General features: G+C 70.8%; 21 protein-coding genes. 9 read left to right on the forward strand and 12 right to left on the reverse strand.

Translation table 11 applies throughout. The features are described 5' to 3' along the window. The 8 genes from AB0M82_RS38360 to AB0M82_RS38395 form a co-directional block, all read right to left on the reverse strand. Complete coding sequence (locus AB0M82_RS38360) at positions 1-198, reverse strand: hypothetical protein (protein WP_364733043.1); 198 nt, start codon at positions 196-198, stop codon at positions 1-3. A gap of 57 nt (positions 199-255) precedes the next feature. Next, positions 256-864 (reverse strand): helix-turn-helix domain-containing protein, encoded by a 609-nt coding sequence (locus tag AB0M82_RS38365; protein WP_364733045.1) that lies wholly within the window; start codon positions 862-864, stop codon positions 256-258. A 161-nt stretch (positions 865-1,025) separates the two neighbouring features. Next, positions 1,026-2,192 (reverse strand): acyl-CoA dehydrogenase, encoded by a 1,167-nt coding sequence (locus AB0M82_RS38370; protein ID WP_364733048.1) that lies wholly within the window; start codon positions 2,190-2,192, stop codon positions 1,026-1,028. Beyond that, a complete protein-coding gene (locus AB0M82_RS38375; protein ID WP_364733051.1) occupies positions 2,189-4,165 on the reverse strand; it encodes a biotin carboxylase N-terminal domain-containing protein in 1,977 nt (658 codons plus the stop codon). The genes AB0M82_RS38370 and AB0M82_RS38375 overlap by 4 nt, the downstream gene beginning before the upstream one ends. A gap of 5 nt (positions 4,166-4,170) precedes the next feature. Then, positions 4,171-5,769: a carboxyl transferase domain-containing protein gene (locus AB0M82_RS38380; RefSeq protein ID WP_364733053.1), complete on the reverse strand. Its 1,599-nt coding sequence runs from the start codon at positions 5,767-5,769 to the stop codon at positions 4,171-4,173. After that, a complete protein-coding gene (locus tag AB0M82_RS38385; protein ID WP_364733055.1) occupies positions 5,766-6,914 on the reverse strand; it encodes an acyl-CoA dehydrogenase family protein in 1,149 nt (382 codons plus the stop codon). Before AB0M82_RS38385 ends, AB0M82_RS38380 begins: the two co-directional genes overlap by 4 nt. Then, positions 6,911-8,599 carry an acyclic terpene utilization AtuA family protein gene (locus AB0M82_RS38390; protein WP_364733058.1) on the reverse strand — a complete coding sequence of 563 codons (1,689 nt, stop codon included), beginning with the start codon at positions 8,597-8,599 and terminating at the stop codon, positions 6,911-6,913. Before AB0M82_RS38390 ends, AB0M82_RS38385 begins: the two co-directional genes overlap by 4 nt. After that, the gene (locus AB0M82_RS38395) at positions 8,596-9,387 is read right to left on the reverse strand and encodes a TIGR03084 family metal-binding protein (RefSeq protein ID WP_364733061.1); all 792 of its coding nucleotides are present in this window, start codon (positions 9,385-9,387) and stop codon (positions 8,596-8,598) included. The genes AB0M82_RS38390 and AB0M82_RS38395 overlap by 4 nt, the downstream gene beginning before the upstream one ends. Positions 9,388-9,526: 139 nt before the next feature. Here AB0M82_RS38395 and AB0M82_RS38400 point away from each other — a divergent pair, with 139 nt between their 5' ends. From AB0M82_RS38400 to AB0M82_RS38430, 7 genes are all read left to right on the forward strand, one after another. Continuing rightward, positions 9,527-10,366 carry an enoyl-CoA hydratase-related protein gene (locus AB0M82_RS38400; RefSeq protein WP_364733064.1) on the forward strand — a complete coding sequence of 280 codons (840 nt, stop codon included), beginning with the start codon at positions 9,527-9,529 and terminating at the stop codon, positions 10,364-10,366. After that, positions 10,363-10,947, forward strand: coding sequence for an acetoacetate decarboxylase family protein (locus AB0M82_RS38405; protein WP_364733067.1), 585 nt, complete (start codon positions 10,363-10,365; stop codon positions 10,945-10,947). The genes AB0M82_RS38400 and AB0M82_RS38405 overlap by 4 nt, the downstream gene beginning before the upstream one ends. Positions 10,948-11,171: 224 nt before the next feature. Continuing rightward, on the forward strand, positions 11,172-14,063 hold the full coding sequence (locus AB0M82_RS38410; protein WP_364733069.1) for a ribonucleoside-diphosphate reductase subunit alpha: 2,892 nt from the start codon (positions 11,172-11,174) through the stop codon (positions 14,061-14,063). A 16-nt stretch (positions 14,064-14,079) separates the two neighbouring features. Next, a complete protein-coding gene (locus AB0M82_RS38415; RefSeq protein WP_364733072.1) occupies positions 14,080-15,153 on the forward strand; it encodes a ribonucleotide-diphosphate reductase subunit beta in 1,074 nt (357 codons plus the stop codon). Positions 15,154-15,346: 193 nt separating this feature from the next. Next, positions 15,347-16,807 (forward strand): cytochrome P450, encoded by a 1,461-nt coding sequence (locus AB0M82_RS38420; RefSeq protein ID WP_364733074.1) that lies wholly within the window; start codon positions 15,347-15,349, stop codon positions 16,805-16,807. A 264-nt stretch (positions 16,808-17,071) separates the two neighbouring features. Beyond that, positions 17,072-18,898 (forward strand): diguanylate cyclase, encoded by a 1,827-nt coding sequence (locus tag AB0M82_RS38425; RefSeq protein WP_364733155.1) that lies wholly within the window; start codon positions 17,072-17,074, stop codon positions 18,896-18,898. 160 nt (positions 18,899-19,058) lie between these two features. Further along, positions 19,059-19,520: a peroxiredoxin gene (locus AB0M82_RS38430; RefSeq protein WP_364733077.1), complete on the forward strand. Its 462-nt coding sequence runs from the start codon at positions 19,059-19,061 to the stop codon at positions 19,518-19,520. Here the strand turns inward: AB0M82_RS38430 and AB0M82_RS38435 are convergent. The 4 genes from AB0M82_RS38435 to AB0M82_RS38450 form a co-directional block, all read right to left on the reverse strand. After that, on the reverse strand, positions 19,486-20,040 hold the full coding sequence (locus tag AB0M82_RS38435) for a GNAT family protein (RefSeq protein WP_364733080.1): 555 nt from the start codon (positions 20,038-20,040) through the stop codon (positions 19,486-19,488). The genes AB0M82_RS38430 and AB0M82_RS38435 overlap by 35 nt on opposite strands. A 42-nt stretch (positions 20,041-20,082) precedes the next feature. Next, positions 20,083-21,291, reverse strand: coding sequence for an LCP family protein (locus tag AB0M82_RS38440; protein ID WP_364733082.1), 1,209 nt, complete (start codon positions 21,289-21,291; stop codon positions 20,083-20,085). 94 nt (positions 21,292-21,385) lie between these two features. Further along, a complete protein-coding gene (locus AB0M82_RS38445; protein ID WP_364733084.1) occupies positions 21,386-22,639 on the reverse strand; it encodes a cyclopropane-fatty-acyl-phospholipid synthase family protein in 1,254 nt (417 codons plus the stop codon). Between the two features lie 96 nt (positions 22,640-22,735). Next, the gene (locus AB0M82_RS38450; protein WP_364733087.1) at positions 22,736-23,422 is read right to left on the reverse strand and encodes an alpha/beta fold hydrolase; all 687 of its coding nucleotides are present in this window, start codon (positions 23,420-23,422) and stop codon (positions 22,736-22,738) included. Between the two features lie 115 nt (positions 23,423-23,537). On the opposite strand from AB0M82_RS38450, the gene AB0M82_RS38455 reads away from it, so the two are divergent. Together AB0M82_RS38455 and AB0M82_RS38460 are read left to right on the forward strand one after the other, a co-directional pair. After that, complete coding sequence (locus AB0M82_RS38455) at positions 23,538-24,266, forward strand: SIS domain-containing protein (RefSeq protein WP_364733089.1); 729 nt, start codon at positions 23,538-23,540, stop codon at positions 24,264-24,266. A 122-nt stretch (positions 24,267-24,388) separates the two neighbouring features. After that, positions 24,389-25,555 carry a serine hydrolase domain-containing protein gene (locus AB0M82_RS38460; RefSeq protein WP_364733092.1) on the forward strand — a complete coding sequence of 389 codons (1,167 nt, stop codon included), beginning with the start codon at positions 24,389-24,391 and terminating at the stop codon, positions 25,553-25,555. Positions 25,556-25,589: the final 34 nt, after the last annotated feature.

Consider the following 25,589-nt stretch of genomic DNA (forward strand, 5'->3'; position numbering starts at 1 on the left):
TCAGGCCGCGCCCCAGAAACCGTCCTCCTCCGCCGGGTCGGAGGAGAACAGCCACACCTCGGCGATCCGGTCGCCCTCGACCCGCAGCAGGTCGACGCCGTCCTGGTCCATCACCGTCCACTTGTTGGCGATCCGGGCCAGCGACGTGCGGGACGGGCAGGTCGCGGTCAGCACGTTGATGGCTGGGTGTTGCGGCACGGGCCACCATATTCTGGTCACGGTGCGGGAACCGTCCACACCGTAGGCCAGGCGAGCTCAGTCCGGCGTTCCGGCGAGCCGCACCTCGAGGGTGTGCGCCCACTCGCGGACGATCTGACGGCGACGGCGGGCATCGTCGGTGAGCAGGTTCGCCAGGCCCAGCCCGCGGCCGAGGTCCAGAGTGGCCTGGACCAGCTCCCGCACCCCCGGCCGGGACTCGTCGACGCCGAGCAGCTCGACCGTCACCCGGTGCGCTTCCCGCCCGACCCGGGCTTCCAAGGGCACCAGGATGTCCCGCAGGGCCTCGTCGGTCGCCGCGAGCGCCCAGAGCTGCAGGGCGGCGCGGAACAGCGGCCCGGTGTAGAGGTTCAGCACCATTTCGACGACGCGCTCGATGCGGGACGCCCCGGTCGGGAGGTCGGCGGCCTGGGCCCGCAGCTCCTCGATCTGGGACTGCCCGAGCAGGTCCACCGCCGCCACCACGAGGTCCTCGCGGGCCGGGAAGTGGTGCTGCGCCGCGCCGCGCGAGACGCCGGCGCGTTCGGCGATCCCGGCCACCGTGACGCCGTGCCAGCCGCGCTCGCCGAAGCTGTCGAGCGCGGCCTCGATCAGCCGCCGCCGCGTGGTGCGGCTGCGTTCCTGCTGGGGTTCGCGGACGCCGGTCAAGCCGGTTCCACCCAGAAGCCGAGCCGCGGGCCCTCCTCGGCGACGCCGGCGGCGCGGTACTTCGCGAAGTCGGTGACCTCGCGGCTCGGCCTTCCCTTCAGGTCATGCATGGATCCCTCCCGGGGGAAGCGGCACTTTCACGCGAAAGTGCCGCTTCCGGGTCAGTAGGACTTGGGCAGGCCGAGGCTGTGCTGGCCGACGAAGTTGAGCACCATCTCGCGGCTGACCGGGGCGATCCGGCCCAGCCGCACCGCCGTGACCAGGGTGCCGAGACCGTACTCGGTGGCCAGACCGTTGCCACCGTGGGTCTGCACGGCCTGGTCGGTGGCCCGGATGGCGACCTCGGCGGCGGCGTACTTGGCCATGTTGGCCGACTCTCCCGCGCCGAAGTCGTCACCGGAGTCGTAGAGCGAAGCCGCCTTCTGGGTCATCAGCTTGGCCAGCTCGAGTTCGATCTTGATCTCGGCCAAGGGGTGCGCGAGGCCCTGATGGGTGCCGATCGGGGCGCCCCAGACCTGCCGCTCGTTCGCGTAGCCGACGGCCTTGGCCAGCGCGTACCGGGCGATGCCGAGGGAGAACGACGCGCCCATGATGCGTTCCGGGTTGAGGCCGGCGAACAGCTGCGCGATCGCCGCGTCCTCCTCGCCGACCAGGGCTTCGGCGGGCAGGTGGACGTCGTCGAGGAACAGCGAGAACTGGTTCTCCGGCGCGACGACGTCCATCGGGATCTTGGTGTACTCGAAGCCGGGGGTGGGGACCGGGAGGATGAACAGCGCGGGCTTGAGCTTGCCGGTCCTGGAGTCCGCCATGCGGCCGACGACGAGCACCGCGTCGGCCTCGTCGACGCCGGAGATGTAGACCTTGCGTCCACTGAGGACCCAGTCGTCGCCGTCGCGCTTGGCGGTGGTGGTGATCTTGTGCGAGTTCGACCCGGCGTCCGGCTCGGTGATCGCGAAGACCATCCGCTTGCTGCCGTCGGCGATGCCCGGCAGCCACCGCTTCTTCTGCTCTTCGGTGCCGAAGCGGGAGATCACGGTGCCGCAGATGGCCGGCGAGACGACCATGAGCAGCAGCGGCGAGCCCGCAGCGGCCAGCTCTTCCAGCACCGCGGCGAGGTCGGCGATGCCGGCGCCCCCGCCGCCGTACTCCTCGGGGATGTTGACACCGAGGTAGCCCAAGCGCCCGGCCTCGTCCCACAGCTCGTGGGTCTTCTCGTCCGCGCGGGCCTTGCGGGCGTAGTACTCGTGCCCGTACTTGCGCCCGAGTTCGGCGACGGCCTCGCGGAGCGCGATGCGCTCGTCCGGCTCGATGAAGTTCATGGCGTTCATGCGTTGTCTCCCACCACAGTGTCCGATCGCGCGTCTCCGACGACGGCGAGGATCGTGCCCACTTCGACCTGCTGTCCGACCGTGACCGGCAGTTCCGCCACCACGCCGTCGGCGGGGGCGGCGATCCGGTGTTCCATCTTCATCGCCTCGAGCCACAGCAGCGGGTCACCGGCCTTGACCGGGTCCCCGGCCTGGACGGCGAGCCGCACGACGGTGCCCGGCATCGGCGCGACCAGCGACCCGGCGGCCAGGCCCGCGTCCGGGTCGGCGAACCGCGGCTCCGCCTTGAGCGCCACCGGGCCGAGCGCGGAGTCCACATAGGACATTCCGTCGTGGCGGGCGACGTCGAAGGCACGCCGCACCCCGGCGACCTCCAGGACGACCCGCCCCGGCTCGGCGCTGACCAGCTCGGCGTCGAACCCGTCGGCTTTCAAGCCGTCCCGCGTCAGCGAGTAGACGACCTCGTACTCGCGGCCGGCGACCGAGAAGACCTTGCGCTGCCCGGCCGAGCGGACGTTGCGCCAGCCACTCGGCAGCCTGCTCTGCGTGGTGGCCGACGCCCGGTTGGCCGCCGCGTCCGCCAAGGCCGCCGCGAGGGCGGAGAGGTGTTCGGTGTCCACAGTGGCCAACGGCGCGGCGAGGGTGTCGAGGCCGTGGCGGTCGAAGAACGCCGTGTCGGTCTCCCCCGCCAGGAAGGCTTCGTGCCGCAGGATGTTCACCAGCAGGTCGCGGTTGGTGACGACGCCGTGGATCTTCGTCGCGGCGAGGGCCTTGGCGAGCCGCCGGGCCGCTCCGGCGCGGGTCGGCGCCCAGGTGATCACCTTGGCGAGCATCGGGTCGTAGTGGACGCCCACCACCGAACCGGTCTCGAAGCCGGAGTCGAGCCTGAGGCCGGATCCGTGTTCGAACGAACGGTCCACATCGGGCACTGCGAACGTGTGCAGCGTGCCGCTCTGCGGCTGCCAGCCCGCCGCCGGGTCCTCGGCGTAGAGCCGGACCTCGATGGAGTGGCCGACGGTCGGCGGCGGGTCGGCCGGGAGCCGCTCGCCTTCCGCGATCCGCAGCTGCAGCGCGACGAGGTCGAGGCCGGTGACGTTCTCGGTGACCGGGTGCTCGACCTGCAGGCGGGTGTTCATCTCGAGGAAGAAGAACCGGCCGTCGGGTCCGGCGAGGAACTCGACCGTGCCCGCGCCGACGTAGTCGATCGCCTTCGCGGCCTTGCGCGCGGCGTCGAACAGCTCCTCGCGCATCCCCGCATCGACGAACGGCGACGGCGCTTCCTCGACGACCTTCTGGTGCCGGCGCTGGATCGAGCACTCCCGCTCCCCCACCGCCCACACCGTGCCGTGCCGATCGGCCAGGACCTGAACCTCGATGTGCCGCCCGGTCTCCAGGTACCGCTCGCAGAAGACGGTCGGGTCGCCGAACGCGGATCCGGCCTCCGCACTCGCACCTTCCACCGCCTCGGCCAGCTCGTCGAGCGAGCGGACCACGCGCATCCCGCGGCCACCCCCGCCGGCGGATGCCTTGGCCAGCAACGGAAGGTCATCCTGGGTGACCTGCTCCGGGTCCAGTTCGGACAGCACCGGCACACCGGCCGCAGCCATCAGCCGCTTGGACTCCACTTTGGAGCCCATCGTCTCGATGGCCTCGGGCGGTGGCCCGACCCAGGTGAGCCCGGCGTCGAGGACCGCGCGCGCGAACGCGGCGTTTTCGGACAGGAACCCGTAACCGGGGTGGACGGCGTCGGCGCCGGTTTCGGCCGCGGCCTTCACCAGCAGTTCGGCCCGCAGGTACGTCTCGGACGGCGTGTTGCCGGGCAGCCGCACCGCCGCGTCCGCCTCGAGCGCGTGCGGCGCGGCGGCATCGGCGTCGGAGAACACCGCGACCGTGCCGATCCCGGCGTCGCGGCAGGTGCGGAAGACGCGGCGGGCGATCTCGCCGCGGTTGGCGACCAGCAGGTTCTGGATCATCGCTCTCACATCCGGAAGACGCCGAAGCCTTCGGCGCCCTTCACTGGTCCATTGTGGATCGCGGACAGGCTCAGCCCGAGCACGGTGCGGGTGTCGCGCGGGTCGATGATGCCGTCGTCGTAGAGCATGCCGGAGAGGAACATCGGCATCGACTCGGCCTCGATCTGGCCTTCCACCATCGCGCGCATGGCCTTGTCGTGCTCCTCGTTGTACTCCTGGCCGCGGCTCTCGGCCGCCGCGCGGGCCACGATGGACAGCACGCCCGCCAGCTGCGCCGGGCCCATCACCGCGGACTTCGCGCTCGGCCAGGCGAACAGGAACCGGGGATCGTAGGCCCGGCCGCACATCCCGTAGTGCCCGGCGCCGTAGGACGCTCCCATGAGGACGGACAGGTGGGGCACCTTCGAGTTCGACACGGCGTTGATCATCATCGCGCCGTGCTTGATGATGCCGCTCTGCTCGTACTCCTTGCCGACCATGTAGCCGGTGGTGTTGTGCAGGAACACCAGCGGGGTGTGGATCTGGTTGGCCAGCTGGATGAACTGCGCCGCCTTCTGCGACTCCTCGCCGAACAGCACGCCCTGGGCGTTGGCGAGGACGCCGACCGGGTAGCCGTGGATGCTCGCCCAGCCGGTCACCAGCGAAGAGCCGTAGAGCGGCTTGAACTCGTCGAAATCGGAGCCGTCGACGACCCGGGCGATGACCTCGCGCGGGTCGAAGGGCACCTTGAGGTCGGCCGGGACGATGCCGAGCAGGTCATCGGCGTCGTAGAGCGGCTCGTCGTAGTCCGGCTTGGGCGACGGTCCCCGCTTGGTCCAGTTGAGCCGCTTGACTATGTTGCGGCCCAGCCGGATCGCGTCGGCCTCGTCGACGGCCAGGTAGTCGGCCAGGCCCGATGTGCGTGCGTGCATCTCGGCGCCGCCGAGCGACTCGTCGTCGGACTCCTCGCCGGTCGCCATCTTGACCAGCGGCGGGCCGCCGAGGAACACCTTCGCGCGTTCCTTGACCATCACGACGTAGTCGGACATGCCCGGCAGGTAGGCCCCGCCCGCCGTGGAGTTGCCGAAGACCAGCGCGACCGTCGGGCAGCCCGCGGCCGAGGCCCGCGTGATGTCGCGGAAGATCCGGCCGCCGGGGATGAAGATCTCCTTCTGCGTCGGCAGGTCCGCGCCACCGGACTCGACGAGGTTGATCGACGGCAGCCGGTTCTGGGCGGCGATGTCGGCGGCCCGGAAGCTCTTCTTGGTCGTCCACGGGTTGCTCGCGCCGCCCTTGACCGTCGGGTCGCTCGCCGAGATCAGGCACTCGACGCCTTCGACGACGCCGATGCCGGTGACGAGGCTGGCGCCGACGCGGTAGTCGGTGCCCCAGGCCGCCAGCGGAGAGAGCTCCAGGAACGGCGAGTCCGGGTCGAGCAGCAGCTCGATCCGTTCGCGGGCCAGGAGCTTGCCACGCTTGCGGTGCCGCTCGACGTACTTCTCGCCACCGCCGGCCACGGCCTTGGCGTGCTCGGCGTCGATCTCGGCGAGCTTCTCCAGCATCGCCTCGCGGTTCGCGCCGAACCCGGCGGCCCGCGTGTCCACTGTGGACCTCAGAGTGGTCATGCGGTGTATCCCAATCGCTTCGCGGCCAAGCCGGTGAGGATCTCGGTGGTGCCGCCGCCGATGCCGAGGATCCGGACGTCGCGGTAGTGGCGCTCCACTTCGGACTCGCGCATGTAGCCGAGCCCGCCGTGCAGCTGGACGGCTTCGTTGACCACCCATTCGGCGGCTTCGACGGCGGTGTTCTTGGCGAAACAGGCCTCGGCGACGACTTCTTCGCCTGACACGTGCCGGATCGCGGCGTGGCGGGTGTAGGTGCGCGCGACGTCGACCTTGCGCGCCATCTCGGTGAGCTTGTGCTGCACGACCTGCCGCGAGATGAGCGGCCGCCCGAACGTCTCGCGCAGCCGGCACCAGTCCACCGTCAGGTCGAGCGCGCGCTGGGCGTGCGCGTACGCCTGCACGGCCAGCGAAAGCCGTTCGGTGACGAACTGGGTGGCCACCTGCGCGAACCCGCTGTTCTCCACGCCGACGAGGTGCTCCACCGGCACCCGGACGTCCACGTAGGACAGTTCGGCGGTGTCGGAGCACAGCCAGCCCATCTTCTCCAGCTTGCGCGACACGGTGAAGCCGGGGGTCCCGCGCTCGACGACGATCAGCGAAAGACCGTGCGCGCCGTCGCCGCCGGTGCGCACGACCGTCGTCACGAAGTCCGCGCGGCAGCCCGAGGTGATGAACGTCTTGGCGCCGTTGACGACGTACTCGTCGCCCTCCCGCACCGCGGTGGTGCGGATCCCCGCGACGTCCGAGCCCCCGTCCGGCTCGGTGACCGCCAGCGAGCCGATCTTGTCGCCGTTCAGCGTCGGGCGCACCCAGCGCTCGATCTGCACCGGATCGCCCGCTTCGGCGATGTGCGGCACGGCGATGCCGCAGGTGAACAGCGACGCGAACAGCCCGCCGGACCCGCCGGCGTAGTGCGTCTCCTCGGCGACCACCAAAGCGTCGAGGTAGTTGCCGTCGCCCCCGCCGACCTCCTCGGGGAAGGCGACGCCGAGCAGGCCCAGGTCCCCGGCCTTGCGGTGCAGCTCCCGGGGCAGTTCCCCGGCGCGTTCCCAGTCGTCGAGGTGCGGCAGGACCTCCTGCTCGACGAACCGGCGCACGGTCTCGCGCAGCTCGGTGCGTTCGGGCGTCAGGAAGGGGTCCGTCACAAGAGCACCTCGGGGATGTCGATCTCACGCGACCGCAACCACTCACCCAGGGCCTTGGCCTGCGGGTCGAACCGGGCCTGCGACGCGACGCCCTCGCCGAGGATGCCTTCGACGACGAAGTTCATCGCCCACAGGTTCGGTAGCAGGTACCGCGTCACCGGCAGGTCCGCGGTCTCGGGCAGCAGCAGCTTGAACTCGGCGACGGTCAGCCGGTGCACGAGCCACCGCCAGGCCGCCTCGGACCGCACCCACACGCCGAGGTTGGCGTCGCCGCCCTTGTCCCCGCTGCGGGCGCCGGCGATCCGGCCGAGCGGTGCCCGCCGCACCGGGCCGTGGTCCAGTGGCTCGGGCAGCGCGGGTTCGTCCACTTCGGACAGCTCGCGAGTGGACGTCGAAGGTGCTATGTCGACTCGCATCCCGTCCGGCAGCACGGCGACGTGCGGCACCCGCGAAGCGTCCACATAGGCCGCGGTGTAGACGCCGTACGGCGAGGCGTCCGACGGCGGCGCGGTGACGTGGAACCCGGGATAGCTGGCCAGGGCCAGCTCCACGGCGGCGCCGCTGAACGCCCGCCCGGCCACCTCGGGGTCGGCGTCCTTGACGGCGACGTGCAGCAGCGCGCTCGCGGTCTGCTCGGTCTCGGCGTCGGGATGATCGGTGCGGGCCAGCGTCCACCGGACGTCGGCGGGCGGCCGGTCCTTCAGCGCCGCTTCGAGCTGTTCGCGCACCAGCGCGGCTTTTTCCTCGATGTCCAGTCCGGTGAGGACGAACGTCGTCTCGTTGCGGAACCCGCCGAGGCGGTTGAGGGCGACCTTCAGCGTCGGCGGTGGAGCCTCACCGCGGACGCCGGAGATGCGGACGCGGTCCGGCCCGTCCTCGCTGAGGGAGAGCGTGTCGAACCGGGTCGTGACGTCCGGCCCGGCGTAGCGCGCGCCGGTGATCTCGTACAGCAGCTGCGCGGTGACCGTGCCGGTGTTCACCACACCGCCGGTGCCCGGGTGCTTGGTGATGACGCTGGAGCCGTCTGCCTCGATCTCGGCGATCGGGAAGCCGGGCACGCCCAGGGAGTGCTCGGTGAAGAAGGCGTAGTTGCCGCCGGTGGCCTGGGCGCCGCACTCGATGACGTGCCCGGCCGCGACCGCGCCGGCCAGAGCGTCGTAGTCGTCGCGGGCCCAGCCGTAGTGCGCGGCGGCCGGGCCGACGACCACCGAAGCGTCGGTGACCCGCCCGGTGACGACGACGTCGGCGCCCGCGTTCAGGCACTCCGCGATGCCCCACGCGCCGAGGTAGGCGTTGGCGGTCAACGGTTTCCCGAACCGCAGTTCCTCGGCGCGCGCGACGAGGTCGTCGCCCTCGACGTGCGCGATCTTCACGTCGAGGCCGAGCTTGTCGGCCAGCTCACGCAGCGCGTCGGCGAGCCCGGCGGGGTTGAGCCCGCCCGCGTTGGCGACGATCTTGACACCGTTCTCCATGGCCAGCTCGAGGTTCTCCGCCAGCTGGCGCAGGAACGTCTTGGCGTAGCCACGGCTCGCGTCCTTCATCCGGTCGCGGCCGAGGATGAGCATGGTCAGCTCGGCGAGGTAGTCGCCGGTCAGGACGTCCAGCGGGCCGCCGGTGAGCATCTCGCGGACGGCCGAGAACCGGTCGCCGTAGAACCCGGAAGCATTGCCGATGCGATACGTCATGTGAACTGCCCCGGCTTACGCCCGTTCCCCGGTGGCCCGGCGAAGGCCTGCGCGATGCCCAGCCACTCCTCGACGTCGGCGCCCTCGGCGACCAGGTCGGTGTCGGCCGGGTGCCGCCGCTGGGTCATGACCAGGCAGAAGTCCAGGGCACTGCCGGTGAGCTTCTGTTCGGCGTCCTCCGGGCCGAACGCCCAGGTGGAACCGTCGGGCGCGGCCAGCTCGACCCGGAACTCCCCGGCCGGCGGGGCGAGGGAGTTGACCTTGTAGGCGAAGTCGCGGGTGCGGGTGCCGAAGCGGGCGATGTGCCACAGCCGCGCGGTCGGCTCGCGGGTCAGGCCGAGCGCGTCGAAGACGTCCTGGCCGTGGGCCCAGGTTTCCATCATCCGCGCGGTCGCCATCGAGGCCGCGCTCATCGGCGGGCCGTACCAGGGCAGCTTCCGCCCAGCCGGCACGGCGGCGAGGGCCGCGGCCAGCTCGGCCCGCCCGGCACGCCAGTCTTCGAGGATCTCGCGCGGCGGCCGCTTCGCACCCTCGGCCGCGCCGACGTCGACGTAGTCCTCCCCGATCCGGAGGATGCTTTCGACCTCGGCCTGCCACTTTTCCGGGTGGGCCGCCGCGATCAGCGCCTTGCGGTCGGTCCAGGCCAGGTGCGCGATCTGGTGCGCGATCGTCCACCCCTCGGCCGGTGTCGCGCGCGCCCAGTCCGCCGCGGGCAGCTCCGCCACCACGTCGTCGATCGTTCGTGTCTCCGCGTCGAGATCCCCGAGGATCACGCCGAGATCCGCCATCGCCGCCTCCTTGCGTCCGCCGTCCAGCGTCGCACCGGGCAACGGAAAAATCAAGCACGCCTGATTGTTTCAGCCCGGACGCTGCGGACACACTATTGACATCTTGCCAGTAGCGTCGGACTGCAATACTTTCGTCGCCATGGCCGACTACGCCGAGATCACCTACGCCGTCGCGGACCGGATCGCCACGGTCACGCTGAACCGTCCCGAGGCGCGCAACGGCTACACGATCCGGATGGCCGACGAGCTGGGCGCCGCGATGGACCGAGCCGACCGCGACGAGGACGTCCGCGTCGTCGTGCTCACCGGCGCGGGCAAGGACTTCTGTGTCGGCGCCGACCTGTCGCAGGGTGGCTTCGACTTCGACCCGTCGACGGGCCCGGACGCCGCCTGGCAGGAGCCCGCGGGCCGGTGCTCGAAGCGGATCTTCACCATGAACAAGCCGGTGATCGCGGCCCTGCACGGCGCGGCCGTCGGCGGCGGCGTCACGATCACGCTGTCCTGCGACTACCGGCTCGCCTCGGAGGACTCGCGGTTCGGCTTCGTGTTCACCCGCCGCGGCATCTACCCCGAAGGCGCGTCGGCGTGGTTCCTCCCCCGGCTCGTCGGCATGGGCACCGCGCTCGACTGGATGATCAGCGGCCGCGTCTTCCCCGCCGCCGAAGCCCTCGAAAAAGGCCTCGTGCACAAGATCTTCCCCACCGGGACCGTGCTGGACGAAGCCAAGAGACTCGCGACGGAGATCGTCGAGACGACCGCGCCGGTGTCGGTCGCGGTCACCCGGCAGCTGCTCTACCGGATGGCGAGCGCGGAGTCGCCGTTCCCGGTGCACGCACTCGACTCGAAGCTGATCGGCGGCCTCGGCGCGAACCCGGACGCCGTCGAAGGAGTCATGTCGTTCCTGCAGAAACGGCCGCCCTCGTTCGGCATGCGCGTCGAGAAGGACCTGCCCGGCTACCTGCCCTGGCTGGAGAAATGACCGCTTACCCGCCGCAGCCCTGGAACCTGGTCGCCGACGCGCACGTGTCGATCTGGCGGGTCCCCGCCCGCGACGTGCACCCGGCCGCCCTGTCCGTCGCCGGGTACACCTCCGTGTTCACCGCCTGGATCGCCTACCGGGAGCCGGGGCAGCTCAGCTACCACGAGCTGCTCGCCGCCGTCCCGGTGCGCGGGAAGCGGACCACCTGCACGATCACGCGGATCTGGGTCGACAGCGAGGTCTCGCTCGCCGGCGGCCGCGAGCTGTGGGCCATCCCGAAGGACCTCGCCGCCCTGCGCTTCACCGACCGGACCTACACCGCGGCGACCGGCGACGACTGGATCGCCACCGCGGCCTTCACGCCGAGGCCGGGCTCGCCGCTCGCGCTCCCCAGCCGGTTCGACGTCCTCCAGGACCGCGACGGCACCCCCGTGCGCACCCCCGTCGGCGCGAAGATCCGACCGCGGCTCGCCGCGGCCGACTGGGTGGTCAACGCCGGCGGTCCGCTCGGCTACCTGGCCGGCCGCCGCCCGTTCCTGAGCCTCGCCCTGCCCGGCACCCACCTGCGGTTCGGGGCTTGAGCTGCACCTCAGGGTGATCGCGCAACATCGCCAGAGTGAACTCACGACACGCCATCTAGGGTCCCGCGCGCATCTCGACCCCTACATGTAGTCTCTGGGAACCGGCAGCCCCCAGCGACGGGGAGACCGCTGCGGAGGGTGGCCGGGCAGCTTTGAAGAACCTGCAGCGCACGGCCTCGGGAGGTCGTGCGGCGATCCAACGCGCCCGAAACTTGGAGACACGCATGTCAGTCGAGACCGGTCAGCGGCCGTCCGCCGCCGACACCCCCACCGCGATCCGGGTCATCCGGCGGGACGGCAGCGTGTCGCCGTTCGACGCCGGCAAGATCTCGGTGGCGCTGACGAAGGCGTTCCTCGCGGTCGAGGGCGGCGACGCCGCCGCGTCCTCCCGCGTGCACCACGTCGTCGCCGAGCTGACCCAGCAGGTCGAGACGACCCTGCTGCGCCACGCCGGGCCCGAGACGGCCCTGCACATCGAGCAGATCCAGGACATCGTCGAGCTCGCGCTGATGCGCGGCGAGCACCACAAGGTCGCCCGCGCCTACGTCCTCTACCGCGACGAGCGCGCGAAGGCCCGCGAGGCCGCCAAGCCGGTCGCGGCCGAGGTCGCGCTGAACGTCAAGGGTGTCGACGGCGTCCTGCGCCCGCTCGACTGGGCCCGCGTGTCCCACGTCGTCGGCGAGGCCGTCGCCGGGCTCGAGGACGTCACCGCCGAGCCGGTGCTGGCCGAGGCCAAGCGCAACCTCTACGACGGCATCAGCGCCGACGAGCTGGCACTGGCCCAGGTCCTGGCCGCCCGCGTGCTGGTCGAGCAGGAGCCGAACTACTCGTACGTGTCCGCTCGGCTGCTGCTGGACAAGCTGCGCGGCGAGGCGCTGAGCTACCTGGCCGGCACCCCGCGCCTGGCCAGCCAGGACGAGATGGCGAACGAGTACCCCGCGTACTTCCGCGCCTACCTGCGCCGCGCGATCGAGCTGGAACTGGTCGACGCCGAGCTGCAGCGCTTCGACCTGGACAAGATCACCGCCGCGATCCGGCCCGAGCGCGACCTCGACTTCGGGTTCCTCGGCCTGCAGACGCTGTACGACCGGTACTTCCAGCACCACGACGGCACCCGCTTCGAGCTGCCGCAGGCGTTCTTCATGCGCGTCGCGATGGGTCTCGCGATCCGCGAGGACGACCGCGAAGCGCGCGCCATCGAGTTTTATGAGCTGCTGTCGAGCTTCCACTTCATGGCGTCCACCCCGACGCTGTTCAACTCGGGCACCACGCGCCCGCAGCTGTCGTCCTGCTTCCTGACCACGGTGGACGACGACCTGGACTCCATCTTCCAGGCGTACAAGAACAACGCGCTGCTGGCGAAGTACTCGGGCGGCCTCGGCAACGACTGGACCCCGGTCCGCGGCCTCGGCGCGCACATCAAGGGCACCAACGGCCAGTCGCAGGGCGTCGTGCCGTTCCTCAAGATCGCCAACGACACCGCCGTCGCCGTGAACCAGGGCGGCAAGCGCAAGGGCGCGGCGTGCGCGTACCTCGAGACGTGGCACGTGGACATCGAGGAGTTCCTCGACCTGCGCAAGAACACCGGTGACGACCGGCGCCGCACCCACGACATGAACACCGCGAACTGGGTGCCCGACGAGTTCCTCCGCCGCGTCGAGGCCAACGCCGAGTGGACGCTGTTCTCGCCGAACGAGACCCCGGACCTGCACGACCTCTACGGCAACGAGTTCTCGGCCCGCTACCGCGAGTACGAGGCGATGGCCGACCGTGGCGAGATCAAGGTGTTCCGGCGCGTCCGCGCGGTGGACCTGTGGCGCCGCATGCTGACCATGTTGTTCGAGACCGGCCACCCGTGGATCACGTTCAAGGACCCGTGCAACCTGCGCTCGCCGCAGCAGCACGTCGGCGTCGTGCACTCGTCCAACCTGTGCACCGAGATCACGCTGAACACGAACCCGGAAGAGGTCGCGGTCTGCAACCTCGGCTCGGTGAACCTGCTCAAGCACGTCACCCCCGCGGGCCTGGACACGAAGCGCCTCGAGAAGACCGTGCGCACCGCCGTCCGCATGCTGGACAACGTGATCGACATCAACTTCTACACGATCCCGGAGGCGCGCCGTTCCAACCTGCGCCACCGCCCGGTCGGCCTGGGCATCATGGGCTTCCAGGACGCGCTGTTCGAGATCGGCGTCCCCTTCGCCTCCGAAGCGGCCGTCAAGTTCGCCGACGTCAGCATGGAGCACCTCTCCTACTACGCGATCTCGGCGTCGACCGACCTCGCCGAGGAGCGCGGCCAGTACCAGTCCTTCGAGGGATCGCTGTGGAGCAAGGGCATCCTGCCGATCGACTCGCTGCAGCTGCTCATCGACGCCCGGCAGGGTGACGGCCTCGACGTCGACACCTCCACGACGCTGGACTGGGCGCCGCTGCGCGAGCGCGTCAAGACCGTCGGCATGCGCAACTCCAACGTGATGGCGATCGCGCCGACCGCGACGATCTCCAACATCTCCGGGGTCGGGCAGTCGATCGAGCCGCTGTTCCAGAACCTGTTCGTCAAGTCGAACATGTCCGGCGACTTCACCGTCGTCAACCCGCACCTGGTCAAGAGCCTCAAGGCCCGCGGCCTGTGGGACGAGGTCATGGTCAGCGACCTGAAGTACTTCGACGGCAGCCTCGGTCAGATCGACCGGGTGCCGGACGACCTGAAGGCGCTGTACGCGACCGCGTTCGAGATCGAGTCCAAGTGGATCGTGGACGCCGGTTCGGTGCGCCAGAAGTGGATCGACCAGGCGCAGTCGCTGAACCTGTACATCGCGGCGCCGAGCGGCCGCAAGCTCGACGAGCTGTACCGCTACGCCTGGCACAAGGGCCTCAAGACCACGTACTACCTGCGGGCGCAGTCCGCGACGCACGTGGAGAAGAGCACCCTGCGCGGCACCGACGGCAAGCTGAACGCCGTCTCGGCCACCCCGGCCCCGGCGGCTCCCGCGGTGACCCCGGCTCCCGCGCCCGCCCCGGCGCCGTCGCCGGCCCCCGCGCCCGACGTGGACTTCGTCGCCACCGACGGCGCCGCCTGCCGCATCGACGACCCCGACTGCGAAGCCTGCCAGTAAAGGAACCCCTGCACAGATGACCAACGTGGAGACGACGGACGCGACCGGCCTCGGGGAGATCGAGGTCGGCGCCGCCCGGATCAACGTCGACGACAAGCGCATGATCAACGCGCGCGCCGACGTCAACCAGCTGCTGCCGATGAAGTACACCTGGGCCTGGGAGAAGTACCTGGCCGGCTGCAACAACCACTGGATGCCGACCGAGGTCGCCATGCAGGCCGACATCGCGCTGTGGAAGTCGAAGGACGGCCTCACCGAGGACGAGCGGCAGATGCTCAAGCGCAACCTGGGTTTCTTCGCGACCGCGGAGTCCCTGGTGGCCAACAACATCGTGCTCGCGGTGTACCGGCAGATCACCAACCCCGAGTGCCGCCAGTACCTGCTGCGCCAGGCGTTCGAGGAGGCCGTGCACACGCACACCTTCCAGTACATCTGCGAGAGCCTCGGCCTGGTCGAGGGCGAGCTGTTCAACATGTACCGCGAGGTCCCGTCGATCTCGGCGAAGGACGCGTGGGCGCTGAAGTACACGCAGAACCTGGAGAACCCGGAGTTCGAGACCGGCACGCCGGAAGCGGACCAGGCGTTCCTGCGTGACCTCGTCGCGTTCTACGTGATCTTCGAGGGCATGTGGTTCTACACCGGCTTCGCGCAGATCCTGTCGCTGGGCCGCCGGAACAAGATGGTCGGCATCGCCGAGCAGTACCAGTACATCCTGCGCGACGAGTCGATCCACCTGAACTTCGGCATCGACTGCATCAACCAGATCAAGATCGAGAACCCCCACCTGTGGACGCCGGAGTTCCAGGAAGAGGTCCGGGGGATGCTGAAGGACGCGTGCGAGCTGGAGGTCGCGTACGCGCGCGACACCATGCCGCGCGGCATGCTCGGCCTGTCGGCGCAGCTGTGCGAGCAGTACATGCACTTCATCACCGACCGGCGCGCGCAGCAGATCGGCCTGTCCCCGATCTTCGGCGAGACCGAGAACCCGTTCCCGTGGATGTCCGAGGCGATGGACCTGAAGAAGGAGAAGAACTTCTTCGAGACCCGCGTGATCGAGTACCAGTCGGGCGGCGCCCTCGACTGGGACTGACGACGTAACTCGCGTGATTGAGCGCGTATCTCGCGTGATTGGGGCCGTAACTCACGAGTTACGGCCCCAATCACGCGGATGACGTCTCCGATCACGCGAGTTACGGCCCCGCTCACGCGTGTCGCCCGAAAAGGGTGTTGTCAGGGCGTCAACAAGGGTGCATGGTGGTGGGGTAGCCGATCTCGACGGGGAGATGGTCACCTTGACGAGCACCATGGGCCGGGCCGCCGAAGCACTGCGAGAACGCGTGCCGCCGCTGACCGCCCTTCCCCTCCCCCGCCGCGTCGACCAGCGCTGGCTGCGCTCGCGCTGGCCCGTCCAGGAACTCGCGACGCCGCCCGCGGGCAGCGGCCTTAAGCCCGTGCTGGGCGACGAAGGCCCGCCGGTGGTCGGGCACATGCTCGAGATGATGCGGTTCGGGCCCGCGTTCGGCCTCCGCCGCCACGAGCTCTACGGCCCGGTGTCGTGGACCGGCGGGTTCGGCCGGCGGATCGTCGCGCTGTCCGGGCCGGAGGCGACGCAGATCGCGCTCGTCAACAAGGACAAGGCGTTCTCCCAGGAGGGCTGGAAGTTCTTCATCGAGAAGTTCTTCGAGCGCGGCCTGATGCTGATGGACTTCGGCGAGCACCACCTGCACCGCCGGATCATGCAGGAGGCCTTCACCCGCCCGCGGCTCGCCGGCTACGTCGGCGAAATGGGCCCGGCGCTGCGCGAAGGCGTCGCGAGCTGGGGGTCGAACGAGCGCCCGCGGCTGTACTGGGCGCTCAAGCAGCTGACCCTCGACGTCGCTACGCGCGTGTTCATGGGCATGCGCAGCGGCGGCGACGCGCACCGGATCAACCGCGCGTTCGTCAGCTCCGTGCGCGCCGGCACCGCGCTGGTGCGCTTCCCGGTGCCCGGCGGGCGCTGGTCGGCCGGGCTGCACGGGCGGAAGGTCCTCGAGCGCTACTTCGCCGAAACCCTGCCCGTCAAGCGGAAGGCGAGCGGCGACGACCTGTTCACCGCCCTCTGCCACGCCACCACCGAGGACGGCGATCGGTTCTCCGACACCGACATCGTCAACCACATGATCTTCCTGATGATGGCCGCGCACGACACGACGACCATCACCAGCAGCGCGATGGCGTACTACCTCGCGAAGCACCCGGAATGGCAGGAACGCGCCCGCGAAGAGTCCCTCGCCCTCGGCGACGACCTCCTCGACATCGACGCCGTCGACCGGCTCGAAACCCTCGACCTCGTCATGAAGGAGGCGCTGCGGCTGGTAGCGCCGGTCCCGTCGCTGACCCGCCAGACCGTCAAGGACACCGAGGTGCTCGGGTACTACATCCCGGAGGGCACGCTGGTCGGCGTCTCGCCGACGGTGAACCACTTCACCCCGGAGTGCTGGACGAACCCCTTCACGTTCGACCCCGAGCGGTTCGCCGAGCCGCGCCGCGAGGACAAGTCGCACCGGATGGCGTGGATGCCCTTCGGCGGCGGCGCGCACAAGTGCATCGGGCTGCACTTCGGCGGCCTCGAGGTGAAGTTGCTGATGCACGAAATGCTGCGCGCCCACCGCTGGTCGGTTCCGGAGAGTTACACCGCGCGCTGGGACTACGTCTCGCTGCCGGTGCCCGCCGACGGTCTTCCCGTGCGCCTGACCCCGCGCTGACCGGCACCGGCCCCGGCCCCGGGATCGGGCGGGCCCTGTCCCTCACCGCATACACCCAGTGGCAAAAAGCTACCGTATGCGGAGATTCGTTCACTCGTTCAGCCGGTAGACACCCGGTGGCGCGCATGATGGCGTGACATCGATCGCGGGCGAGGGGTGCTTGACGTGGGTTCATGATCCCCGGAACCGTGGCTGACCTGGCCTGAACTGTGCGTGAAGAGGTGGAGAGTGCGTGAGCCCGGTGCCGCGCCAGGACTGCTGGACGTGGCCCGCCGGTGGGCGGCGACATTGGCCGACACCAAAGGAGTAACGCTTCCCCCGGAGGAGCTCGAGCCACTGCTGCTGGAGGTCGCGCACGACGCGGTCGGCCACGCCGACCCGGGGCACGACGGCGCGCTGCTGCGGTTCACCGCGCTCTACGCCGCGTCGCCGATGGGGATCGCGCTGGCCGGCCCGGACGGCGACATCGTGGAGGCCAACCTCGCGCTGGGCCAGCTGCTCGGCTGCTCGCCGGAGAAGCTGCGCGGCCGGCACATCACGGATCTCGGCTCCACCGACCACGACGTCTCGCGGCTCAAGGCGGGGCTCGAGCAGGTGCGCTCCGGGCGGGAGCGCTACCAGGAGCGGATGCTGCTCGACCACACCGAGGACGGGCAGCTCTGGACGGACGTCACCCTCGCCCGGCTGCCCGGTGACCGGCCGGGCTCGGTCTACCCCGTGCTGATGGTCTCCGACGCGAACGAGCTGCACCTGCTGCGGGAACGCCTGCTGCACCAGAACGTGCACGACCCGCTGACCGGGCTGCCCAACGCGTCGTCGTTCACCACCAAGCTCGAAGCCGCGCTCGGCGCCGGCGCGCAGGACGACATCGCGCTGATCTACCTCGACGTCGACGGCTTCAAGGTGATCAACGACGGCCTCGGCGCCGGCGTCGGCGACCAGGTGCTGCGCGGGATCGCGGGCAAGCTGTCGGCCGTGTTCGCCGGCCGCCACGACGGGTTCGTCGCGCGGCTGTCCGGTGACGGCTTCGCGGTGCTGCTGCGGGGCGAACTCGCCGCCACCGAGGTCATCGAACTGGTCGAGCGCGCGCTGGAAGACCTCAACGAGCCGATCTACCTCGGCGGGCACGGCATCGGCGTCAGCGCGAGCGCGGGCATCGTGGTGCGCGCGGCCGTCGAAGGCGGCGCCGCCGAACTGCTGCGGGCCGCGGAAATCGCGCTGCACCGGGCCAAGGAGGCCGGCAAGGCGCAGTGGATGATGTTCGACCCCGAGCTGGACGCCCGCGACCGCGGCCGCTACCAGCTGGGCGCGGTGATCGCCGGCGCCTTGGAGAACGGCGAGTTCTCGCTCGTCTACCAGCCCACGGTGAGCCTCGCCCACCCCGACGAGCTCGCCGCGGTCAACGCGGGCCTGCGGTGGAACCACCCGGAGAAGGGCGAGCTCGGCTCCGACGAGTTCTACCCGCTGGCCCAGACCACCGGGATGACGGTGCCGCTCGGCCGCTGGCTGCTCGCCGAGTCCATGGCGGCGACCGCCCGCTGGCGGACGCGTTTCGGCGACGCCGCACCGGACATCTGCGTCCGGCTGCCGGCGCGGCTGGCCATCGATCCCGACCTGGTGCTGCTGGTCAAGGAGCAGCTGGACAAGCACGGGCTGCCGGCCGGCGCGCTCCGGCTGTGCACCGACCGCGACTCGGTGCTCGACCCGAGCGGCGAGGTGCTGGACTCGTTCGCGGTGCTGGCCGACCTGGGCACGCAGCTGGTGCTGACCATCTCGGGCTCGGCCGACCTGGAGCTGATCCCGCAGCACCACCTGCCGGTGCGGCACGTGACCCTCTCCGGCGCGGTGGTCGACGCGCTCGACACCGACGAGCCGGCCGAGGCCGACCTCCGGCACCTGACCCAGCTGATCACCCGTGCCCGCGAGCTCAAGCTGTGGGTCGGCGCGGAGGGCGTCCGCACGCACGACCAGGCGGCGCGCCTGCGACAGCTCGGCGTCGCCGCCGCCCGTGGTCCCTTCGTCTCCGACTCGGCCACCGGAGACGAGGTCGACGAGCTGATCGCCCGGCACCCCGGTTGCCAATCCGACTGAAAGTAGGCGGACACGGTCCGCAGCCGATCCGCACGAGGCAAGGTTTTCCGCCGTGGCTGCCGTCGGATTGGCAACTGGCGGCACAGTAGACCAAGCCGGTGTCCCGGCGGCTCCGAAGACCCGGCAGGATGGGTTCCGCCGCCGACGAGAAAGGACGTCCATGGACGCCGGAGACCTCGCCCCCGACTTCACCCTGCCCGACGACCAGGGCGCCGAGCGCGCGCTGTCGGACTTCCTGGCCACCGGACCGGTGGTGCTGTTCTTCTACCCGGCCGCGATGACCGGCGGCTGCACGGCGCAGAGCTGCCACTTCCGCGACCTGGCCGCGGAGTTCGCCGAGCTCGGCGCGCACCGGATCGGCATCAGCCCGGACGGCGTGACCAAGCAGCGGCAGTTCTCCGAGGCCAACGGCTTCGACTACCCGCTGCTGTCCGATGTGGAGGGTGAGGTCGCGAAGCAGTTCGGCGTCTGGCGGAAACTCCTGCCGCTGCACGCCAAGCGCGTCACGTTCGTGATCGGCGAGGACCGGAAGGTCCTCAAGAAGATCAAGAGCGAGCTGAACTTCACGGTGCACGCCGACCAGGCGCTCAAGGTGCTGCGGGAGCGGGACAAGGTTTCCTGACGAGCCGCCACACGTGGTTGGTGCCGGTGCACGACGGCGCCAGCGGCTTCTCCGCCGGTTCCTCGCGCACCTTCGTGAAGCCCAGCCGGGCGGGCACCGCTCCACTTCGGACGTTCAGCTCGTCGTGCTTGATCTCGACGTACCCGGCACCAAGGCGGAACGCCTCCGCCGTCAGCAGCGTGACGGCCCGGGTCATCAGGCCGCGGCCGGTGAAGCCGAGGGCGAGCCAGTAGCCGATCTCCACGCCGCCGTCGCGCCGCATCACGCCGATGCCACCCGCCACCGAGCCGTCGACGCGCAGCGCGTACTCGTACGCTTCGCCGCTCTCCCAGCGGTTCGCGGTCAGCCGGAGGAACTCCGACGAGTCGTCGTCCGTGTAGCCACCGGCCGCCCAGATCAGCCACGCGCCCAGATGCGCCAGTGAGCCCTCCACGGCCGCCGTGAGGAGCTCGCGATCGCCGGGGTGCCACCGGCTCAGCGTCAGGTCACCGTCGCGGTAGGTCTCGGCCGGGGTTTTCATGGTCCTCATGGTGCCCCGGCCGGGACCCGCCGCGCGCGGCGATCAGTTCACGATGACGCTGTCGGGGACCGGCGTGTCGTTCTTCAGCGCGTCGAACAGCTGCTTCGACTTGGTCTTGTCCCAGTTCTCCGCGGACCCGCTCGTCACCGGCACCGTCGTCGTCACGACCCCACCGGAGGAGATGCCGCGCATCGCGATCGCCAGGCCGGCGAGGTTGTGCACGTGGTCGCCCGAGTCCATGGTCAGCGCGTCCGGCGCCGAGGACAGCAGCGGGAAGAAGTCGAACGGGTTGAGCAGCGTGCCCGGGCTGGCGATCTGGCTGACCAGCGCGCCGATGAACTTGCGCTGGTTGGCGACGCGGTCGAGGTCCGAGCGCGGCGTCGCCGCGCTGTGCCGCATCCGGACGAAGCCCAGTGCCGAGCGGCCGTCGAGCGTCTGGGGGCAGCCCGCCTTGATGTTGATCCCGGTCATGGTGTCGTTCATGTCGTTGTCGATGCACATCTCGACCCCGCCGATCGCGTCGACGATCTTGGCGAACCCGCCGAAGCCGATCTCCGCGTAGTGGTCGATGTGCAGCCCGGTGGCGCCTTCGACGGTCTGCGCGAGCAGCTTCGGCCCGCCGAGCGAGAACGCCGCATTGATCTTGTTCTTGCCGTGGCCGGGGATCGCCACCTGCGAGTCGCGCGGCAGCGACAGCAGCGTCGGCTTGGTGTCGTTGTCCGGGAGGTGCGCGAGCATGATCGTGTCGGTGCGCTGGCCGCCGCCCGCCGCGGCGACGTCGCCCGTGGCGAGCCGTTCCTCGTCCTCGGCGGTCAGGCCTTCGCGGCTGTCGCTGCCGACGATCAGCCAGTTGGTGCCGGACTCCGCGACCGGGCGGCCGGAGTAGTCGGCGAGCGCGTCGACGCGCTTGATCGAAAACTCCATGTAGACCCAGATGCCGGCGAGGAACACGACGAAGACCAGCGCCAGGGTCAGCAGGACGCGGCCGGCGTTCCAGCGGCGACGCCGTCGCGGCGGCCGGGAGGGCGGGTAGTCGTCGTCCGGGCGCGGCGGGTCCTGCCGCGGCGGAGGCGGCGCGTACTGCGGCTCCGGCTCCCGGGTGCCCATCGGCCGGGTGCGCTCGTCGTACGGGCTCCGGCCCCGCCCGGGCAGCGGCATCATCTGCGCGCGCTGGTGGTCCCGGGAGCGTCCCGAAGACCGGGGCGGCGGCATCCGGCGCCCGCCGTCGTCGCCACGGTACGTCATCGCCATCACCCAATCCCGATCCGGACAAACTTCTTCGCCAGTCAACCGCACGTCCTCCACAGAAGGACGTGCGGCACCGGGGTCGGGTTGCCGCCGGAAGTTACCGGTCGGTCGCCTCGTAGCCGAACTGGTGGACCTTGAGGTACCCGGAGCGGAACCCGGCCTCGGAATAGGCCAGGTAGAACTCCCACATCCGGCGGAAGACGTCGTCGAACCCGAACCCGGCGATGTCGGCCCAGCGCTGCTGGAACCGTTCGCGCCACAACCGTAGCGTGCGCGCGTAGTCCTGGCCGAACTCGCGCATCCCGGCCAGCTTGAGCCGGGTGTTCGCCTTGACGCCCTCCTCGATCGAGCGCACCGACGGGATGAGGCCGCCCGGGAAGATGTACTTGTGGACCCAGCCGTAGGCGCGCGACGCCGCCATCATCCGGTCGTGGTCCATGGTGATGGCCTGCAGGCCGAACCGGCCGCCGGGGCGGAGCCGCTCCCCGATCGTCGCGTAGAACGCCGGCCAGTAGGCCGCGCCGACGGCTTCGATCATCTCGACGCTGACCACGGCGTCGTACTGGCCGCCGGACTCACGGTAGTCGCACAGTTTCACGTCGACGCGGTCGGCGAACCCGGCACGGGCGATGCGTTCGGTGGCGAGCGCGCGCTGTGCCTCCGAGATGGTCAGTGACGTCACCCGCGCGCCGCGCGCCGCGGCGCGGATGGCGAGTTCACCCCATCCCGTGCCGATTTCGAGGACTTCGCTGCCCGCGCGGACCCCGGCGTAGTCGAGCACGCTGTCGATCTTGCGGTGCTGGGCGGCGGTGAGGTCCTCACCCGGGCCGAACAGCGCCGAGGAGTACATCATCGACTCGTCGAGGAAGGCGCCGAACAGGTCGTTGGACAGGTCGTAGTGCCGGTGGACGTTGGCCCGGGCGCCTTCGAGGGTGTTCTCTTCGGACGGCGGCTGCGTGCGCTCGGCGATCCGCCGGAACTTCTGCAGCACCGGCGGCACGAGCGTGGCCATCCGCTCGGCGAACGGCGTGAGCACCTCGGCCAGGTCGGACGCGGTCCAGTCCCCGGCCATGTAGGACTCGCCGAAGCCGATCTTGGCGTCGACGCCGAGACGGTGGAAGAACGCCTCGGGACGCAGAACGCGCATTTCGGGCGATCCCGGGCCGCCGGCGCCGAGGACGGTGCCGTCTCCGAATATCACCCGCACGGGGAGCGGGCGGACCGCGTGGCGGAACAACGCGGCGGCGATCCGCGCGCGCAGCGCGGAGTGCGGCGGAACGGCCAGGCCCGGCCAGCGGGACTCGTCGGGCACGTCGTCGGCCGACGCCCGGTCAACGCGCGAAGTGGTCACGATGCTCCCTCCGGCCGGCCAGGTACACCGGTGATCGATGCTAGTCGCCGCACCTCAACGGCGCGTTTCGCCGGATGCGCTGTCCGGGTCGCTTTTTCAGACGGGTATTCGCAGGCGCTCGGGCGCGGCCCACGCCCCGCGGAGGGCGTCGCCGTCATGCCCGGCGAGCTCTTCCAGTGTGAAAGCAATCGTCAGCCGGGTCCAGACGCCGGCCCGGCGCAGCATCGCGTGGCCCTCGTTGGCGATCTCGAACCGGGCGACGCGGGCGGCGACGCCCTCGGCCCGCTCGGCGAACGCGTGCGACTCCGCCGGGCTGGTCATCCGGTCGCGGGTGCCGTGCACGATGAGCACCGAACGCCCCGCGACGGCCCCGACCGGCTCGCCCCGCGGCGTCCACGGCGCCAGGGCGCAGACCCCGCGCACGGCCGGGTCGTCGGCGACGCGCAGGGCGACCCGGGCCCCCATGGAGTGGCCGACCAGCACCACCGGCAGACCGGGGTGGTCGGCGCGGATGCGCTCGAGTGCCCAGCGGGCGTCGTCGACCGGGTCTTCGGCGGGCGCGTTCCAGCCGTAGCTCCGGTTGCGCAGCAGCCGCACCTCGATGCCGTGGGCGGCGCCGGCCCGGTGCAGGGAGCGCGCGATCGGCACCATCCGCAGGAAGGCGAGCTTCCAGGGCGGCACGCCGCCCGCGCCGTGCTCCGCGCCACCGTGCAGCACGAGCACGACCGCTTTGGTCCGTCCGCGGGCCCGCCACACGGACACCGCCGGTTCCGCTTCGCCCACCCACGCCTCCCAGTCCCTGCGTTCGGGTCGACCTCGGCCGCCCGCCCGGCTGTTCCACCGCGCACCACCATCTTCGCGGTAGATTCGGCGCCCGGTTCCCGACAGAAGGGTGGGTGTGGTGAGCGCCACGGACATCGCGGGCAGCGTCGCCAAGCAGCTGGCGGACGTCGAGCAGGCCAACGCCGAGGCAGTGCGCGAAGCGGCGGAGCTGGTCCTGGGGGTGATCCGGGCCGACGCACTGGTCTACACCGCGGGCGCGGGACACTCGCTGGCGGCCGTCGCCGAGACGTTCTACCGGGCCGGCGGGCTGGCCTGCGTCTACCCGCTCTACCACCCCGAGCTGCTCCCGCTGCACGGCGCGGTGCACAGCACCGAGACCGAGCGCCGGAGCGGTCTCGCCGAAGAGGTGCTGGAAGAGCGCGCGCCGGGGCCGGACGACGTGCTGGTGGTGTTCTCGACGTCCGGGGTCAACCCGTACCCGGTCGAGCTGTGCGTCGCCGCCCGCGAGCGCGGCGCGGCGGTGATCGCGGTGACGTCGCGGGCGTGCGTGGCGGCGGCGCCGCGGCGGTCGTCGAGCACGCTGGTCGAGCAGGGCACCGTGGTGCTGGATTCCCTGGTGATCCCCGGCGACGCGAGCTACCCGCCGGACGCGCCGCGCACCGCGCCGCTGTCCACTGTGGTCAACGCGTTCCTGTGGAACCTGGTGCTGGCCCAGGTCTACGACCGCGGCACCGCCGAAGGCCTCGACATCCCGTTGTGGCGCAGTTCGAATGTCGAAGGCGGCGACGAGGCGAACGCCGCGCTGCTGGCGAAATACGGCGCGATCGTGCCGCGGCTGCGGTAGTCCGTGCCGCGGTAGTTCGTGAGAAAGCTCCGGCCGGACACGCCTTGACGCCACGTGCCGGCCGCTCTAGCGTCGACATACCGACTGGTCGGTGTGGACCGGTCGCTCCTGGAGGAGGTCCCATGGACGGTTCCACGGCGACGGTCGAGGTGCACGGCGAGTGCGCTCCCGGGTTCGAGCCGGTGCGCGACGCCTTCGAGGCGAACTTCCGCGACCGCGGTGAACTGGGGGCCGCGTTCACCGCCACCCGCCACGGCGAGGTCGTCGTCGACCTGTGGGGCGGCTGGACCGGCCCGGACCGCGCCCGGCCGTGGCAGCCGGACACCCTGGCCAACGTCTGGTCGACGACCAAGGGCATGACCGCGATCTGCGCGCACAAGCTCGCCGACGCGGGCGAACTCGACGTGGACGCGCCGGTCGCGAAGTACTGGCCCGAGTTCGCCGCGGCCGGAAAGTCCGCGATCCCGGTGCGGTGGCTGCTTTCGCACCGCTCCGGCGTGCCCGGGATCGGCCTCGAGCGGCCGGTGCGGGTCGAGGAGCTCTACGACTGGGACCTGATGACGTCGCTGCTGGCGGCCCAGGAACCGTTTTACGAACCGGGTTCCGCGGGTGGCTACCACGCGCTGGCCTACGGCTGGCTCGTCGGCGAGGTCATCCGGCGGGTGGCCGGGCAGGGCGTCCGCGAGTTCTTCGCCGAGCAGGTCGCCGGGCCGCTGGGCGCGGACTTCTCGATCGGCCTCGACGACTCCGCCGACCTCGATCGCTGCGCCACCCTCGTGGATCCCGTGCTGACCGAGGAGATGGCGAACGCGCTGGCCACGGCGTTCGCCAACGCGGGCCCGGCGGCGATGGCCGCGCTGGCGAACCCGCGCGTCCAAGGCCACGACGCCAACGAACCGGCCTGGCGGCACGCGGTCATGCCCGCGTTGAACGGCCACGGCACGGCCCGCGCGATCGCGACGATCTACGGCGCGCTGGCCGACGGCTCGCTGCTGTCCCCGTCGGCCCTGGCCCGGGCGCGGGAGAGCCAGGGCAAGGAGATCGACGCGGTGCTCGGCCTCCCGAACGAGTGGGGACTGGGCTTCTACCTCGGCAGCGACGCCCGCGGCTTCGGCCCCAACCCGGCGGCCTTCGGCCACGACGGCCTCGGCGGCTCCACCGGCGGCGCTGACCCGGAGAACGGCATCTCCTTCGGCTACACCCTCAACCGCCTGGGCCCCCTGATCCGCGACGACCCCCGCAAAATGGCCCTGGTCCAGGCTCTCTACAAGTCCCTCCCGAACACGTAACCCGCGTGACCGGGGCCGTAACCGACGTGATCAG

Source organism: Amycolatopsis sp. NPDC051128, assembly GCF_040682715.1.
Classification (GTDB): Bacteria; Actinomycetota; Actinomycetes; order Mycobacteriales; family Pseudonocardiaceae; genus Amycolatopsis.